Source organism: Intestinimonas massiliensis (ex Afouda et al. 2020) (assembly GCF_900626285.1).
GTDB classification, from domain to species: Bacteria; Bacillota; Clostridia; order Oscillospirales; family Oscillospiraceae; genus Flavonifractor; species Flavonifractor massiliensis_A.
Window position 1 is genome coordinate 1,228,211 of record NZ_LR131147.1, and the last position, 14,792, is coordinate 1,243,002.

15 protein-coding genes are annotated in these 14,792 nt (G+C 57.4%); 13 read left to right on the forward strand and 2 right to left on the reverse strand.

The window, feature by feature from the left end; genetic code table 11:
- The 9 genes from E0E41_RS06410 to E0E41_RS06450 all read left to right on the forward strand — a co-directional run.
- Nucleotides 1–1,920: MSCRAMM family protein (locus E0E41_RS06410; protein WP_278045178.1), on the forward strand; the 1,920-nt coding region annotated here is incomplete at its 5' end.
- Nucleotides 1,921–2,011: 91 nt separating this feature from the next.
- Nucleotides 2,012–2,320 carry a DUF3852 domain-containing protein gene (locus E0E41_RS06415; protein WP_207303242.1) on the forward strand — a complete coding sequence of 103 codons (309 nt, stop codon included), beginning with the start codon at nucleotides 2,012–2,014 and terminating at the stop codon, nucleotides 2,318–2,320.
- Between the two features lie 36 nt (nucleotides 2,321–2,356).
- Nucleotides 2,357–3,244: a conjugal transfer protein TrbL family protein gene (locus E0E41_RS06420; RefSeq protein WP_130869234.1), complete on the forward strand. Its 888-nt coding sequence runs from the start codon at nucleotides 2,357–2,359 to the stop codon at nucleotides 3,242–3,244.
- Between the two features lie 121 nt (nucleotides 3,245–3,365).
- Nucleotides 3,366–3,680: a hypothetical protein gene (locus E0E41_RS06425; protein WP_130869235.1), complete on the forward strand. Its 315-nt coding sequence runs from the start codon at nucleotides 3,366–3,368 to the stop codon at nucleotides 3,678–3,680.
- Between the two features lie 79 nt (nucleotides 3,681–3,759).
- Complete coding sequence (locus E0E41_RS06430; RefSeq protein ID WP_130869236.1) at nucleotides 3,760–4,704, forward strand: DUF4240 domain-containing protein; 945 nt, start codon at nucleotides 3,760–3,762, stop codon at nucleotides 4,702–4,704.
- Nucleotides 4,705–4,726: 22 nt separating this feature from the next.
- Nucleotides 4,727–4,990: a hypothetical protein gene (locus E0E41_RS06435; RefSeq protein ID WP_130869237.1), complete on the forward strand. Its 264-nt coding sequence runs from the start codon at nucleotides 4,727–4,729 to the stop codon at nucleotides 4,988–4,990.
- Nucleotides 4,987–5,574, forward strand: coding sequence for a hypothetical protein (locus E0E41_RS06440; protein ID WP_242623711.1), 588 nt, complete (start codon nucleotides 4,987–4,989; stop codon nucleotides 5,572–5,574). Before E0E41_RS06435 ends, E0E41_RS06440 begins: the two co-directional genes overlap by 4 nt.
- A complete protein-coding gene (locus tag E0E41_RS06445; RefSeq protein ID WP_130869238.1) occupies nucleotides 5,567–7,405 on the forward strand; it encodes a VirB4 family type IV secretion system protein in 1,839 nt (612 codons plus the stop codon). The genes E0E41_RS06440 and E0E41_RS06445 overlap by 8 nt, the downstream gene beginning before the upstream one ends.
- On the forward strand, nucleotides 7,405–8,481 hold the full coding sequence (locus E0E41_RS06450; protein ID WP_130869239.1) for a M23 family metallopeptidase: 1,077 nt from the start codon (nucleotides 7,405–7,407) through the stop codon (nucleotides 8,479–8,481). The genes E0E41_RS06445 and E0E41_RS06450 overlap by 1 nt, the downstream gene beginning before the upstream one ends.
- A 157-nt stretch (nucleotides 8,482–8,638) precedes the next feature.
- On the opposite strand, the gene E0E41_RS06455 is transcribed toward E0E41_RS06450, so the two are convergent.
- Nucleotides 8,639–9,862 carry an IS110 family transposase gene (locus E0E41_RS06455; protein ID WP_130869240.1) on the reverse strand — a complete coding sequence of 408 codons (1,224 nt, stop codon included), beginning with the start codon at nucleotides 9,860–9,862 and terminating at the stop codon, nucleotides 8,639–8,641.
- Nucleotides 9,863–10,216: 354 nt separating this feature from the next.
- Here E0E41_RS06455 and E0E41_RS06460 point away from each other — a divergent pair, with 354 nt between their 5' ends.
- From E0E41_RS06460 to mobP3, 4 genes are all read left to right on the forward strand, one after another.
- Complete coding sequence (locus tag E0E41_RS06460; RefSeq protein ID WP_242623712.1) at nucleotides 10,217–10,720, forward strand: DUF3846 domain-containing protein; 504 nt, start codon at nucleotides 10,217–10,219, stop codon at nucleotides 10,718–10,720.
- Nucleotides 10,721–10,730: 10 nt separating this feature from the next.
- Nucleotides 10,731–11,036: a DUF6103 family protein gene (locus E0E41_RS18870; RefSeq protein ID WP_242623713.1), complete on the forward strand. Its 306-nt coding sequence runs from the start codon at nucleotides 10,731–10,733 to the stop codon at nucleotides 11,034–11,036.
- 621 nt (nucleotides 11,037–11,657) lie between these two features.
- Nucleotides 11,658–12,077, forward strand: a complete 420-nt coding sequence (locus tag E0E41_RS06470; RefSeq protein WP_130869242.1) for a hypothetical protein — start codon at nucleotides 11,658–11,660, stop codon at nucleotides 12,075–12,077.
- On the forward strand, nucleotides 12,074–13,462 hold the full coding sequence (mobP3, locus tag E0E41_RS06475; RefSeq protein WP_130869243.1) for a MobP3 family relaxase: 1,389 nt from the start codon (nucleotides 12,074–12,076) through the stop codon (nucleotides 13,460–13,462). The genes E0E41_RS06470 and mobP3 overlap by 4 nt, the downstream gene beginning before the upstream one ends.
- A gap of 2 nt (nucleotides 13,463–13,464) precedes the next feature.
- Here mobP3 and dinB read toward each other — a convergent pair whose 3' ends face one another.
- Nucleotides 13,465–14,712 (reverse strand): DNA polymerase IV, encoded by a 1,248-nt coding sequence (dinB, locus tag E0E41_RS06480; RefSeq protein ID WP_130869244.1) that lies wholly within the window; start codon nucleotides 14,710–14,712, stop codon nucleotides 13,465–13,467.
- Nucleotides 14,713–14,792 lie beyond the last annotated feature (80 nt).

Sequence of the window (14,792 nt, forward strand, 5' to 3'; positions counted from 1 at the left end):
AGCCCCATTTCCGATGTGCAGTTCTTCGTGACCGAGAGTGATGGCACTGTGGTCGGCAACAGTAATGGCTACTTCACCACCGATTCGGCAGGCACCATCCTCATTGATAACATCGATCCCGGCACCACACTGGTCGCAAAGGAGGTCAAAGCAAAAGAGGGCTTCCTCCTGGACGACACCCCCCAGACCGCCCAGATCAAGGCCGGCCAGACCGTGACATTGGAATTTCGTAATAAACCGATGGGCAATCTGATCATCCACAAACTGTCCAGCACCAATCAGACACCGCTTGAGGGCGTACAGTTCAAGATCACCTATGCGGATGGAAGTTATCTGCCCGATGAGGGCGGCAAGCTCTCCAGCAATGGCTTGTATTGGACGGACTCCGAGGGACAGATCGTTCTCTCCAATATCACAGGCACCATCGTAGCGACTGAGGTACAGAGCGTGTCAGGCTACACCATTGACCCCAATACCCAGTCACAGACAGTGGTGGTCAACCCGGACGACACCCAGGAGCTGTGGTTCTACAACGACCCTGTGGGCGGTGTGGAGATCATCAAGGTAGACGAGGCGGACCAGACCCAGCGTCTGGCTAACGCCACCTTCGAGATCCGCAAGATGGATGATGCCCTGGTAGATACTGTGACCGTCGATCAGAATGGCCGGGTCTTCCTTCCCCTGGAGGACGGCGCTTATTATGCGTTGGAGGTCACAGCGCCGGAAGGTTATAAGCTGGATGACACCCCCCACTACTTCGAGGTAAAGGACGGTAAGACCATCAAGCTGACGATCACCAACCGGGCACTCTCAGGTATTCTCATCCATAAGACAGACGAAAGCACAGGAGAAGGCATCTACGGGGTGAGCTTCCTGCTCTACGACAGCAGCAACACCCCCATAGGCCAGTACACCTCGGACGATCGGGGCTATGTCTATATCGAGGATCTGGAGGCGGGCCGCTACTATCTGCGGGAGCTGGAGAACGAGGGCTATGTCCCGGATACCCAGAAGAAAACCGTCTATGTGAAGTCCGGGGAGACCACCGAGGTGGAATGGGAAAACACGCCCATTACCGGACAGATTCAGATCACCAAGACCTCGGCAGACTATAACAGCATGAATGGCTGGCCCGCCGGGACGCCCATTCCCAACACCGTTTTTGAGATCTACAATTACCGGACCGGGAAGCTGGTAGACACCATCAAGACGGACCGGAACGGCGTGGCGGTCTCCAGGCCCCTGCCCCTGGGTCGGTACAAAATCGTGGAAGCCCAGGCAGCGGAATTTTATGGACTGGACAAGACTCCTATCGAGGTGGAGCTGGAGTTTGCCGGCCAGATCGTCAAGACTGCCATGACCAACAAGAGCCTCTATACCAATGTCAGCATCAAGAAGACAGGGTACGTGGAGGTTATGCCCGGCCAATCCATCCGCTATGACTTCAGCGGCATCGCCAACAACTCCACCACCAGCCTGACCTCCTTCTACTGGCGGGATACCCTGCCCACTCAGGCGGTACGGCTGGATAAGATCATCACCGGAACCTACAATGCAAACGGCAGTTACAAGGTGGTCTACCAGACCAACCTGAGCGGCGGCACCTGGCGCACCATGTATGATAACCTGCTCACCAGTCAGAACTACACGCTGGATGCCTCCCCCGCCGCGCTGGGATTGGCCTCCAATGAGTATGTGACGGCGTTCATGGTGTCCTTCGGAGTGGTGCCCGCCAACTTCCGGCAGGTGGAGGCCCCGCGGGTCTACTGCAATGTCGTCTCCCAGCTTGCCGGCGGAACGCAGTTCACCAATCAGGCGGACGTGGGCGGCGTCTATGACGGACAGTGGATCATGGCCACCAGTCGGTGGGTCACTAAGGTCTACAAGCCCTCCCAGCCTCTGCCCCGAACCGGATATTGAGAACCCACCCAACGGGGCCATCCGCAAGGATGGCCCCACCACTTTTTTGGAGGTGTTGTAAGTGAAAGAGATCAAACGGTATGCCAGGCCTATGCTCATCGTGCTTCTGCTGGTGCTGCTCTTCACCATCCCGGCCATGGCCACCGGCGGCAATGTGGCCGGCGCAGTGCAGCAGACCTGGAAGGATGCCGCTACCCAAATCAAGACCGTGGTGGACAGCGTTGTCTTTCCGGCCCTGACCATGATCCTGGCTATCGCATTCTTTGTCAAACTGGGTATGTGCTATTTTGACTATCGGGAACGAGGGCGCTTTGAATGGACGGGCCCGGCCATCCTGTTCGTCTGTCTCATCTTCGTGCTTCTGGCCCCCAAGTACATTTGGGGCATTGTGGGCATCTGATCGCCCCGGAAACGGAGATGGAGGTGAGACAAAGGCGTGTTTATATGGGACTTTGTGGCCAATCCCGTCATGGACGCTCTGGTGGATTGGTTTTACAGCCAGGTTGTAGGCTTCCTGGGGGCGTTCTTCGCCCAGATGGGCAATATGGGGGTGGAGCTGTTTGAACTGGAGTGGGTTCAGGCCGTGGTTCAGTTTTTCTCCCAGCTGGGCTGGGCCCTGTATGGGGTCAGCCTGGTGGTGGCCGGCTTTGAATGCGGGATTGAGTATGCTTCCGGAGGACGTGGGAATTTCCAGCAGGTGGCTCTGAATGCCATCAAAGGATTTCTGGCGGTCAGCCTGTTTACCATCGTCCCGCTTCGCCTCTATACCCTATCAGTATCTCTTCAAGGCACCTTCACCACCGGGATTTCCCACCTGGGAATCGGTGAGCTGGGTGCCTCCGTTCTGGAGGGGATGGATATTGATTCGCTGATGGATCTGGCCGTGGAGACGAACTGGGGGATCGGCACAAACCCCATTATGATCCTCTTCTGCATGATCCTGATGGCATACGCCGTGATCAAGGTGTTCTTCGCCAACCTCAAGCGGGGCGGCATCCTGCTCATCCAGATCGCTGTGGGGAGCCTGTACATGTTCTCCATCCCCCGTGGCTACACAGATGGCTTTACCCAGTGGATGAAGCAGGTCATTGGCCTGTGCCTGACTGCCTTTTTGCAGGCAACCATATTGGTGGCCGGGCTGATGGTATTCAGCGAACACCCCCTGCTTGGGCTGGGGCTGATGCTCTCCGCGGGAGAGGTGCCCAGGATTGCAGGTACCTTTGGCTTGGACACCACCACCAGAGCCAACATCATGTCCGCGGTCTATACGGCACAGGCGGCGGTGAACACGACAAGGACCATTGTGCAGGCGGTGACGAAGTAGAAACAATCTATGGATATTATGCTTGCATTGCCTGCAGCTTCTTTGTTGGGTTTTATGAATGGCTTTATGCCTTGCATTTGGGTATGCTTGCTTTGCAATGACAGAGAAAGGAGGTCAGAAAATGGCGGAAGAAACCAGAAACCTCTGCGCCCAGATTCCGGCAAGCCTGCATGCCCAGGTGCGTAAGCAGCAGGAGGCGTCCGGCAAGACTCTGGGCCAGTACATGACAGAGCTCATCACGGCCTACTACGAATACGAAAAAGGAGGCGCCTGCAATATGGCAAATGTAAAAACAGTGGCTTTCCAAATCCCGACGGAGCTGATGGAGCAGCTCAAGGCCTATCTCGAGAAATACAACATGACTCAGAAGGCATTCTTTCTGGACTGCATCCACCGGGCGCTGGCAGAAGATGCCGCGCAAAAGCCGGAGGCGTAAATATGGAGATGCCCCCGCCGCACAGCACAGCGGCGGGGGCATCCTTTTATGACACTGGAACCCGAAAGAGGTGATTGACATGAACAAAGAAGAGTTCTGGAACACCATTGAAGCTGCCCGACAGGCTGTTCCTGACGGGAGCCAATCCATGATTGCGGAGCAAATAGTCCGAGACCTGGTACAGAAACCGCCGGAGGACATCCTGGACTGGAACCTGTACTTCTATGAATACCGTGATGCGGCATGCCGCAATGACCTCCGGGCCGCCGGCATAGCCCTTGGTGTACCGCCCGACTCGGATGCCTTTCTTGATTTCCGAGCCTGGCTGATTGCACAGGGTAAGGAGACTTACATGGCGGCCATAGGCAATCCGGATACGCTGGCAGAACGGCCGACCATTGGTGCGGATATGAGCTTCGAGGAGTTGGCCAACTGTGCTGTGGACGCATACGCGGAGTTGCTGTCAGCTGCGCCAGAGAAAGAATCTTGCAGGCTGTATGATAAGTTGGATCATCATCAGCTTGGCGATCAGGCTTTAGCCGAACTTCGCGGCGAACTGCCGCAGCGTCAGGATATGGCCGATGCCCGATTGCCATTGGACTACTCCACGCAGTTCCCGAAGATCTGGGCGCGGATGACGTCCCGCTCACCTGAGATCTGCGCATTGGAGGAGAAGTTCGATTATTTCATTCCGCTGCGGGATGTCGTGTATGCGGCGGTCTACCGGGATTCCAGCTGCATGGAATACCGCTTTCTGGACACACCGCGCAATATCGCCAATTTCATTGGAAGCCATTCTGCGGCAGACCAGATTGTCCTGACTGACACGTTGGACCGGCTGGTTCTGGATACCCGGGGTTATTTTATTCACACCTGCCCGGATCGGGAAATGCTGGCAAAAGTAATGCACTTTCTGCTGCCGATCCAGCACGGAGAGGTGCCGCCGGAGCCAGTTCCATGTGAGTGTCTGACCAAACGCCAGGAGGAAACCCATGGTGACATGACCATAACACCTACATATTGAGTGGAACAGCAGAGGTGATGAAATGTTTATCTACCCTGAAAACCTGAGAGCCAAGCCCATGCTCTGGCTGTGGGAGCTGCGGGATATCGGCATCATCGGCGTGAGTTTTCTGCTCTCTGTTCTGGCGCTCAGTCAGGGCATTGGTATGATTCCGCTGGTGATCACGGTCCTGTACGCCTTCCTCTCCATCCGTTTGGAGGGATCCAGCATATTGGACTTTCTCCGCCGGGCAGCGTGCTTTCTGTTTTTGCAGCAGCAGCGTTATGATTGGAGGCTTGATCCATGATGAACCGAAAAGAAAAGCTGGCAATCCGCCAGCATCAGTCCACCCGGCAGCTCATGGGGATCCAGCGGATTACGCCCCACGGAGTGACGACAGCCCGCGGCGAGCTGGTGTTCTTCCTCATTCGGCCGGACAACCTTACCGTCCTTTCGGAGGATGGCATCCGCGTGCGTGTCACAGCCCTGGCCAATCTGCTCCGGGCGGAATCGGCGGTGGAGCTGCTGGCCCTGGACTCCAGAGAGTCCTTCCAGCGCAACAAGGAATTCTACCAGGCAAGGCTGGAGCAGGAGACCATCCCGGCTCTGCGCACTCTGCTGCAGCAGGATATCCAGCATCTGGAGGCGATCCAGTCCGCCTCCGCCTCATCACGGGAATTTCTGCTGGTCATGCGGATGGAGGAAAAAGAAGCTGCGGACGAGCGCGGGCTGCGGCAGCTGGAAAAGGCTCTATGTGACCACGGGGTCCGTGTCCAGCTGGTGGAAGAACAGGACGTGAAGCGGCTGCTGGCAGTCTACTACCAGCATGACGTGACCACAGACTACTTCGAGGACGTGGACGGAGAAAGGGCGGTGACCGGGAATGGCTAAGAAACAGCAGAAGAAAAAAGTGGGCACAAAGCAGCCACCACTCCCTCGGCCCAAAGAATTCCTGGACCTCATTGCGCCTGCCGCCGTACAGTTCAACACAGATTCCTTTGTCCTGGGCGGCACCTACCGCTCTGTGATGGTTCTGCGCAGCTATCCCCCCACGACGGAGCAGCTGGCCCTCCTGAGTCAGCTGGGAGAGCTGGGGGGTGTGACGCTGCACCTGGCCGCCCGTCAAGTCACACCCGCGGAGGAGAATGCCATTCTCCACACAGCCACCAACAAGAGCCGGATGGAACGTGGCAACCTGAACAACATGAAGCAGAGCGTCACGGCGGAGGCCAAGCTCCAGGATGTGGCCACCCTCATCAATACCCTGCGCCGGGAACAGGAGCCGCTGATCCACTGTTCGGTCTTCCTTGAGCTGAGTGCGGCTACAGCGGAACAGCTGCGCACCCTGCGGGATCAGGTCAATGCCATGCTGCTCCGCGCCAAGCTGGGGGCGGACCCTCTGTTTCTGCGGCAGAGGGATGGCTTCCTCTCCTCCAATCCGGCGGGCCATAACGTCTTTGGTGCCTTTGCAGAGCGCGTCCTGCCCGCCTCCAGTGTGGCCAACCTCTACCCCATGAGCTATTCAGGCAAGACGGACCCCTGCGGCTTCTACCTGGGTAATGAAAAATATGGCTCCAATATCATCGTGGACCTGGATCGGAGAACCGGCGACAAGACCAACGCCAGCGCCCTGATCCTGGGCAACAGCGGGCAGGGCAAGAGCTACCTGCTGAAATTCCTGCTGTGTAATGTGCTGGAGTCCGGCAAGTCCGTTATCTCCCTGGATTCGGAGCACGAGATGGAGGATCTGTGCGGCAACCTGGGGGGCAGCTTCGTGGATCTGCTCAGCGGCAGGATCCGCATCAATCTGCTGGAACCCAGGCACTGGGACGATGGCAGCGAGCCGGATGACCCTGACGCGCCCGACGCCTTCAGGGGTACCCTGCTGGCCCAACACATCTCCTTTCTGCGGGACATCTTCCGTGTCTACAAGGATTTTGACACCCCCCACATCGACACCCTTGAGTTGATGGTGGAGCGGCTCTACCGAAAGTGGGGCATCAGCGACGCCACCGACTTCTCCCGGATGACTTCTACCGACTACCCCGTCCTGGCCGACCTCTACGACACCATTGAGGAGGCCTATCAGAATTATGAGCACGAGGAGGATTTGAAGCTCTACCCGCGGGCAATGCTCCGGGATCTCATGTTGGGGCTCCACTCCATGTGCAAGGGGGCGGACGCCCGGTTCTTCAACGGCTACACCAATATCTCTTCGTCCAGGTTCCTGGTGTTCTGTATCAAGGGCCTGGAGAATGCGGCTCAGAACCTGAGAGACACCCTGCTGTTCAGTGTGCTGGCCTATATGTCCGACCAGCTGCTCACCGCCGGTAACACGGTGGCCGCCGTCGATGAGCTGTACCTGTGGCTTACCAATCCGGTGGCAGTCACCTACATCCGCAACTGTCTCAAGCGGGTGCGCAAAAAGGAGTCCAGTATGATTCTGGCCAGTCAGAACCTGGAGGACTTTGACCAGCCGGGTATCCGGGAGCTGACCCGCCCCCTCTTCGCCATCCCCACCCACCAGTTCATCTTCTATGCCGGCTCCTCCGACAAGCGGTTCTATATGGAAAACCTCCAGCTGGAGGAAAACGAGTACGAGCTGGTGCGGCAACCCCAGAAGGGCGTCTGCCTCTACAAATGCGGCAGCGACCGGCACCTGCTGGCCGTCCATGCGCCGCCTCATAAAGAGAAACTTTTTGGATCGGCAGGTGGTCGCTGATGGCAGCTCCCATTGCGGCTATCGCCAAGGTCGCTGCCGCGGTCCTGTCGGATGAGAGAGGACGCAAAGCGGTCGGGTGGATTGTGGTGGCGATTCTGGCGCCCGTCATCCTGCTTGTCGCTGCCTTCTGCTCCATCCTGGGCGGCTCGGCAGATCACAATAACAGTGTGCTCCAATTGTGCTTCTCCGGCGGTGCTCTGCCGGCCAGTATGCCGGCGGAGTATCGTGTCTATGTGGAAGACATGCAGCACAGCTTTGCGCTTCTGGACGGATACATGGAGACGGTCAACAATATGACCGAGGGTGAAAACGGCCTTGACTCCATACGGGTCAAGGCCATCTTTTATGCTCTGTATTTCGGCGACGAGGTACCCAGCAGCCGGGCCCATCAACAATTCGTGGATTGCTTTGTGACCTATGAGGAGCGCACCCGGACTGTGACCACCACAGACAAGGAGGGCAATGAGGTGGAAACCGAGGAGAGCTATACCGTGGCCATCCCCATCACAGACCTGGAAACCGTGTGGGCAAACATCCAGGCAGCCACCGGGCTCACCGTTACGGAGGAGCACCGCAGCAATGCCGACAGCATTTACAACCTGGTGCACTACGGCTTCTCCACCGGAACAGAGGACTGGATCCCAGGCGCGGAGGTGCCCTTCATCGGGGCGGATGGCTTCTGCTCTCCTATCGGCTCCGGCTGGGAGAGCCGTGTCACTTCTGAGTTCGGTTACCGCAGGGATCCCTTCACCGGCGAGACCAGGGGCCACACTGGAATTGACATTGCCGTTCCCACCGGCACGCCTGTCCGTGCGGCTCTGCCCGGCGTGGTCACCACCGCTACCTACAACGCCGGCGGCTACGGCTACTATGTGATGATCGACCACGGCAACGGCATGGTGACCCTGTATGCCCACTGCTCCAAACTGGTGGCCAGGGTGGGCAGCACCGTGCAGGCCGGCGACATTGTGTCCCTGTCCGGCTCTACCGGACGCTCCACCGGCCCCCATCTGCACTTCGAGGTGCGCATCAACGGTCAGCGCGTCAATCCAAGATCCTATCTGCCTACGAGCTAAGTCCAATGGTATGAAGTCAAGAGAGTGATGCAAGGAAATTTTAAGCAAAACAGAGGAAAAAGAAGGGCGTGAGCAGGAAAAAGGCAGTACCAACCAAAGCCCTGCCCCAGAGAAATTTTGAAACAGGGCCTTAACGTCAGAGCGGCAAGCGGTGCGCTTAGCCCTCCGGTGGGATATACAGGCGGTTGTCCTTCAGCAGCCGAAAGACCAACCGAACCAGTTTTCTGGCAGTTAAAGCGAGTGCGCGTTTATGCTGGTACTTGTTGACCTCATGGAATTTGAGGTCATAGTAGCGCCGGAATTCGGAGTCGCATCTTCTCACAGAGTTGGCGGCTTCCAGCAGGTAGTAACGGAGATAGCGGTTACCGGACTTAATCATTTGGGAATGTTCGGCTACAAATTCACCGGACTGGTCTTTGTTCCAGACAAGGCCGGCAAACTTGGCAACCGAGGCTTGAGAGTTGAAACGGTGGATGTCTCCAATCTCAGCGATAATACCAGCGGAGTAGACCTTGCCAATGCCAGGGATGGAAGTCAGGGTGTTTGGGATAATTTCAAACTGCTGTTCAATGGCTTTGTCCAAAACCTTGACCTGTTTTTCCAAAGCCCGCATAGAGGCAATGGAAACGGACATGGCCTGGTTCACAGAGTGATTCACTGTACTGGGCAAGCGATAAGAGCCCCTTGCAGCGGCTCGAATAGCCTTGGCTTTGGCTGCTGGATCGGCAAAGTTTCTGCCCTTTTCATCCAGAAATGCAGTCAGCTTGTCCAGATCAGCGTTTGCCAAGTCGTCCACGGTATCAAACTGTTCCATGAGTGCAATCGTGGTGGCGCTGGTATTTTGAATGTCCTTGTCCTGAGCCATACCAGAGCATTTGAGAAATAGGTAGTTAGCAAACCGCTGCTTTTCCCGGCTCAGGTTTTGAATGACATCAAATCTGGCTCGGGTAAGGGTTCTGAGCGCCTGGTAGCGATAGTCGTCCATATAGACCTCCTTTGCGATCCTGCCAAAACGGAGATGATCGGCAATCACAAAGGCGTCCACGAAGTCGTTCTTGGGCAGGTCAGGATAGGCTTCCTTGAACTTTTTGACCTGCTTGGGATTGAGTACGTGGATTTTTCTCTGAAACCGGCCAAGACTGCCATCTTCCCGGAGGGCATACACAAGGTTGTCCCCGTAAATGGAAGTGGCCTCCAGGCCAATTACCACATCGCTGAGCCGCATGGAGCCAAGCGCCGACACAATTCTTTCTGACAACAGTTTAGCACCGCCAAGGTTGTTCTGCACAGAAAAACTGGAGTGTTTGCTGCCGTCCGGGTTCATCAGGTAGGCGACATTGCTTCTGCTGCTCACATCAATGCCAACGAATAGTGGATTCACAATTTTCACCTCCCTGCACGGAGATTTCAGGCCAGCAGGTTTCGAGATACCCATGATAACCGGAGCGTCTGCAACCTCGCGTATCAGAATCATTCCGGAGAAGGCCGATGCGATATCCCTCACTGCTGAAAGGGCGACCCTGCATCCGGCAAACAGCCAATGAGTTTGCAGCTAACTCCCGGTTCAGGGGAACTGACTTAGCGTGAAGTAGCCTTGCGGCTCAACTGGAGGTAACAGAACTTGACCCTGCTGTCCTACAACTATTGTATCACGGGCATCTCAAAACCTGCTGATACCTGATTTATTAACTTTCAAACTTATTGTATGAACTTATTATACGAGGAGGTAATTCAGATGAAAAACAATGAGATCACCGTACTGAAAGTGGAGCCCGGAAAGGCTCCGGAGACCGTTACCATCCCCAATACGTTGGAGGCTGCCCAGAAGATGGTGGGTGGGTATATTGAGATCATCAGTCTGGATGATGTCTGCCTGGTCTGCAACGAGGATGGAAAACTCACCGGCCTGGAGGGCAACCGCCGGCTGGGGNTTACCATCCCCAATACGTTGGAGGCTGCCCAGAAGATGGTGGGTGGGTATATTGAGATCATCAGTCTGGATGATGTCTGCCTGGTCTGCAACGAGGATGGAAAACTCACCGGCCTGGAGGGCAACCGCCGTCTGGGGAACGACATCATCACCGGCACCTTTTTCCTGACGGGGTGTACGGACGATGGCGACTTCTGCTCTCTCACCCCGGAGCAGATGGAGCACTTCACCCAGCGGTTTGCGCAGCCGGAAACCTTCCAGCCCGGCGAAGTGGAAAACGCCTTCCGCTTTGAGTTCTACTCTATGTGAGGTGTGCCCTATGGAAAAGATTGAATTGAAAGTAACCATGGAACCGGAGCGGCTGGATGCTCTCCGGTATTTTTTGTCCGCCAGGGAAAAAAGCACACCTGAGAAGGAACTTCAGTGTGCATTGGATCAGCTCTATGAAAAGTATGTTCCGGCGGAGATGCGGGAGTACCTGGACAGCAAGTGCAAACCGTCCGCTTCCCGCCCCAGACCCCGGCGAGGCTTGAAGCCGAATCAAGAGCATCATTCCCCGCAGACTGAGCAGCTGCATGACGGCGCACTTCAGAAAATGGGAGGCAGAACCAGTGAAGAAACGTAAGTTCACAAGCCAGAACACATACCGACGCGGCCGCCTGCTGGACACACAGCAGATCAAAGTCATCCGGTACAGTTACGCATAGCAAGCAAAAAACTGCACGGCGGCGGAACAGGAGGTGTCCCATTGAGCGATTCTGTTGAAATTGTGACCTGGATTCACGAGTATGAGCTCAAGGCATGAACCAGGCAGATCAACGCTGGGAGCGATGGCTCAACAAACTGGATAGAAAAGAACTAACGCCTGACTCTGAGCCTTCGGTTGTTGTACGGCGGCCACCGCTGGTTGCTCCCGTGTGGGCCGCTGTGAGGCGCTGTGTGCCCGCCTTTGACCGCAAGGGGTATCCCTGCCCCTCCAGGCTGTCAGGCCCTCGCTTTGGGCCGGTTTCAGGGGCAGATTTGACTCTGGACCGGAGCTTTCGGGCTGTTCGATTTTAGTACTAGGATAAAGGGAGGTGGTCGCAAGCGCCCGCCTCCCGCCCACAAAGCCCCGCAGTGCGGGGCTTTTCTGGGTTTCAGGCTAGGTGCACCTTTTCACGCCTTTTCCGCTTTCTAGGTGCACCTTGGCGTAAAAAAACTCGCTGTACCAAGCGGTTGCGGCGATTTCAAGGAGGAGGTTGAGAATATGAGCGAACAGAGAATACAAAGAACCGTTGTGTGGGTGGATGCCGCACTTCTCGCCCGCGCAGACGGCTGGTTGGAGGCAGATAACTGTAAGAATCGCAGTGAATTTATCAGCAAGGCCCTGCGGTTCTACATGGGCTACCTGTCCACGGAGGACACCTCAGCGTATCTCTCCCGCGCTCTGGTAGACACGCTGCGAGGTATGCTGGCGGACAACGAAAACCGTCTGCGCAGCTTGCTGTTCAAGCTGTGCGTGGAGATCAACATGATGGGACACACCGTGGCCGCTCACTTCCGCGCAGACCCCATCAATCGCCGGGAGCTGCGGGCCTACGCGGTGGACGAGGTATTGCACACCAACGGTCAGATCAGCTTCGATGACGCCCTGGATCTCCAGCGGCAAATTGACTCTGACGAATGAGCCGCGTCCGTTTCATGTCCCCCTACCTGAAGGGCGGACAAAATGCAGCCAAGCTGTCCAACCGTGTCCGTTACATCGCGGCCCGTCCCGGCGTAGAGGTGCTGCCCGATGAGCAGAGAGATCTCCCGGCGACCAAAAAGCAGGAAGCCTATATCCAGCGCATCCTCCGGGACTTCCCCGGTGCGGAGGAGCTGCTGGAGTATGAAGACTACCGGAAGGAACCGACCAGAGGCCATGCAGACAGCTTCATTCAGCAAGCCTGCGAGGACTTCGTGGAGCCTATGAGCCGGGTGGAAAACTACCTGGACTACGTGGCCCACCGCCCTGGTGTGCAGACAAAGGGCGAGCACGGACTTTGGAACGGTGACGGCAAGGTGCGCAATCTCTCCCAGGCGGTCCGGGAGGTGGCGGAACACACCGGCAATGTGTGGACGCCGGTGGTGGCGATCCGCCGGGAGGATGCGGAGCGGCTGGGTTACGATACGGCTGAGAGCTGGCGCGCCCTGGTGTGTGCCTGCCTCCCGGAGATCGCCAGGGGCTATAAGATCCCGCTGGATCACCTACGCTGGTACGCAGCCTTCCACCGGAAAGAACACAGCGCCCACATCCATCTGGTGCTCTTCTCCACTGACCCTAAAGAGGGCTACCTGACCAGGCAAGGCATCGAGCAGGTCAAGTCAGCTTTCGGCCGGCGCATTTTTGAGCAGGACCTGCTCCACGTCTACGAGCAGAAGACGGAGTACCGGAATACCCTTGGCCGGGATGCGGAGCAGGCCATGGCGGAGCTGACCGCGAACCTGGAACACGGCCACTGCGAAAACAAGGTGCTGGAGCGGCTAGTCGTGGAACTGGCCGACCGGCTCCAAAACACCACCGGCAAAAAGGTGTATGGCTATCTGCCGCCTAAGACCAAGACGGTGGTGGATGCCATCGTGGACGAGCTGGCAAAGGATGAGCGGGTTGCCGCCGCCTATGATCTGTGGAACCAGATGCGGGAGGAGGTGTGCCGCACCTACACGGAGCATCCGCCCCAGCGGGTGCCGCTGTCCCGGCAGAAGGAGTTCAAATCCGTGCGCAATATGGTCATCCGGGAGGTGCTCCAGTTAGGCCGGAATGAGCTTTCCCAACATAGTGCGCCACAGCAAGGCGCATCTACTTCCAGTCAGCACACGTCAAATCGGCAGCCCCTGACGCGGCCCCAGGTGGCCGGATGTGTACTCAACCTGTTTCACAACATAGGGCGTATCTTCCGGGAGCAGTCTGCGGATGATGCTGTACAGCACGGTCTGCACATAGACAGGAAGCGCCGCCGGATGCTTCAGGAAAAGCGCATGGCCCTGGGCCACAAGGCCGACGACCACGAGGAGGCTATGCGGCTGAAATAGCCCTAAGAAAGGGTGCTCAGAAACCCGATGGGGTGAATGATATGGCTGCCCTTGGCGTCCAGATCCAACGCCGGGTCCAGCAGCTGGATGCCTCGCCGGATGCCGGTGTAGCCGTACTTGGCCCGAATGCGATCCACCGCCTGCTCCAGATCCTCCCGCTTCCGGCGCTTGACGTCCTCGGGAAAGAGGGAGAGCTGAGGTGCTTCCTCCGCCGGGGACAGTCCGCAGGCCCGGACGGACAGGCTGCGCACCGGCCGGGAGGGGCGGTTGGTGCAGAACAAATGGAAGGCCGCGTCAAACAGGTCGGTGGAGTTGCTGGCCGGGGCCGTCAGCTTCTCCTGCCGCTCATAGCGAAGAAGGGTGTTGTCCCGGATCCCCAGCTGGACGGTGGAGCACAGACACCGCTGTTCTCTCAGACGGGCAGCCACGCTTTCGCACAGAGCGTAGAGGGTGATCTTCACGTCGTCATCGCTGACCAGATCCCGAGGGGCGGTGGTGCTGTTGCCCACCGACTTCACCGGCGGCATGGCGTAATAGGTGGATACCCCGGAGCGATCCAGGCCGTTGGCAAACTGCCACAGCATCACTCCCACCTTGCCCAAAACCGCATGGAGGAAGTCGGGGCTGGACTGGGCCAGTGCTCCAATGGTATAGACGCCATACCGGCCCAGCTTCCGGGTGGTGGCAGGTCCCACATACAGCAGGTCGCTCACCGGCAGGGCCCACACCAGCTCCCGGTAGTTCTCACTGGTAATGACCGTGGTGGCATCTGGCTTCCGATAGTCGCTGCCCAGCTTGGCAAAGACCTTGTTGAAGGAGACTCCCACCGACACCGTCAGGCCCAGCTCTCCCTTGATCCGCCTCCGCAGGGTGTCCGCGATTTGCTTCCCATCTCCGAACAGGCTGGCGCTGCCACCCACGTCCAGCCAGCTCTCGTCCAATCCAAAGGGCTCCACCTGGTCGGTGTACTGGAGGTAGAGCTCCCGCACCTGATGGGAGAGCTCCAGATAGCGATCATACCGGGGCGGCACTACTACCAGACCAGGACAGCGTCTCCTGGCCTCCCAGATAGCTTGCCCGGTGGCCACGCCAAAGGCTTTGGCCTCATAGCTCTTGGCCAGGACGATGCCATGGCGCAGGGCGGGATCCCCGCACACCGCCACCGGCTTTCCCCGCAGAGCGGCGTTGTCCAGGCACTCTACACTGGCATAAAAGTTGTTCAGATCGCTGTGCAGAATCACCCGCTCCACCGCACCACATCCCGTACATTTGTTCTAATACCAGTATAGTGTGACACAGGCCCAAATATCCACGAGTAAGTTTTGGCAGT

Coding starts and splice junctions, on each gene's coding strand:
- E0E41_RS06415 (WP_207303242.1), top strand. CDS start 2,012: ATGCTCATCGTGCTTCTGCTGGTGCTGCTCTTCACCATCCCGGCCATG.
- E0E41_RS06425 (WP_130869235.1), top strand. CDS start 3,366: ATGGCGGAAGAAACCAGAAACCTCTGCGCCCAGATTCCGGCAAGCCTG.
- E0E41_RS06430 (WP_130869236.1), top strand. CDS start 3,760: ATGAACAAAGAAGAGTTCTGGAACACCATTGAAGCTGCCCGACAGGCT.
- E0E41_RS06435 (WP_130869237.1), top strand. CDS start 4,727: ATGTTTATCTACCCTGAAAACCTGAGAGCCAAGCCCATGCTCTGGCTG.
- E0E41_RS06440 (WP_242623711.1), top strand. CDS start 4,987: ATGATGAACCGAAAAGAAAAGCTGGCAATCCGCCAGCATCAGTCCACC.
- E0E41_RS06445 (WP_130869238.1), top strand. CDS start 5,567: ATGGCTAAGAAACAGCAGAAGAAAAAAGTGGGCACAAAGCAGCCACCA.
- E0E41_RS06450 (WP_130869239.1), top strand. CDS start 7,405: ATGGCAGCTCCCATTGCGGCTATCGCCAAGGTCGCTGCCGCGGTCCTG.
- E0E41_RS18870 (WP_242623713.1), top strand. CDS start 10,731: ATGGAAAAGATTGAATTGAAAGTAACCATGGAACCGGAGCGGCTGGAT.
- E0E41_RS06470 (WP_130869242.1), top strand. CDS start 11,658: ATGAGCGAACAGAGAATACAAAGAACCGTTGTGTGGGTGGATGCCGCA.
- mobP3 (WP_130869243.1), top strand. CDS start 12,074: ATGAGCCGCGTCCGTTTCATGTCCCCCTACCTGAAGGGCGGACAAAAT.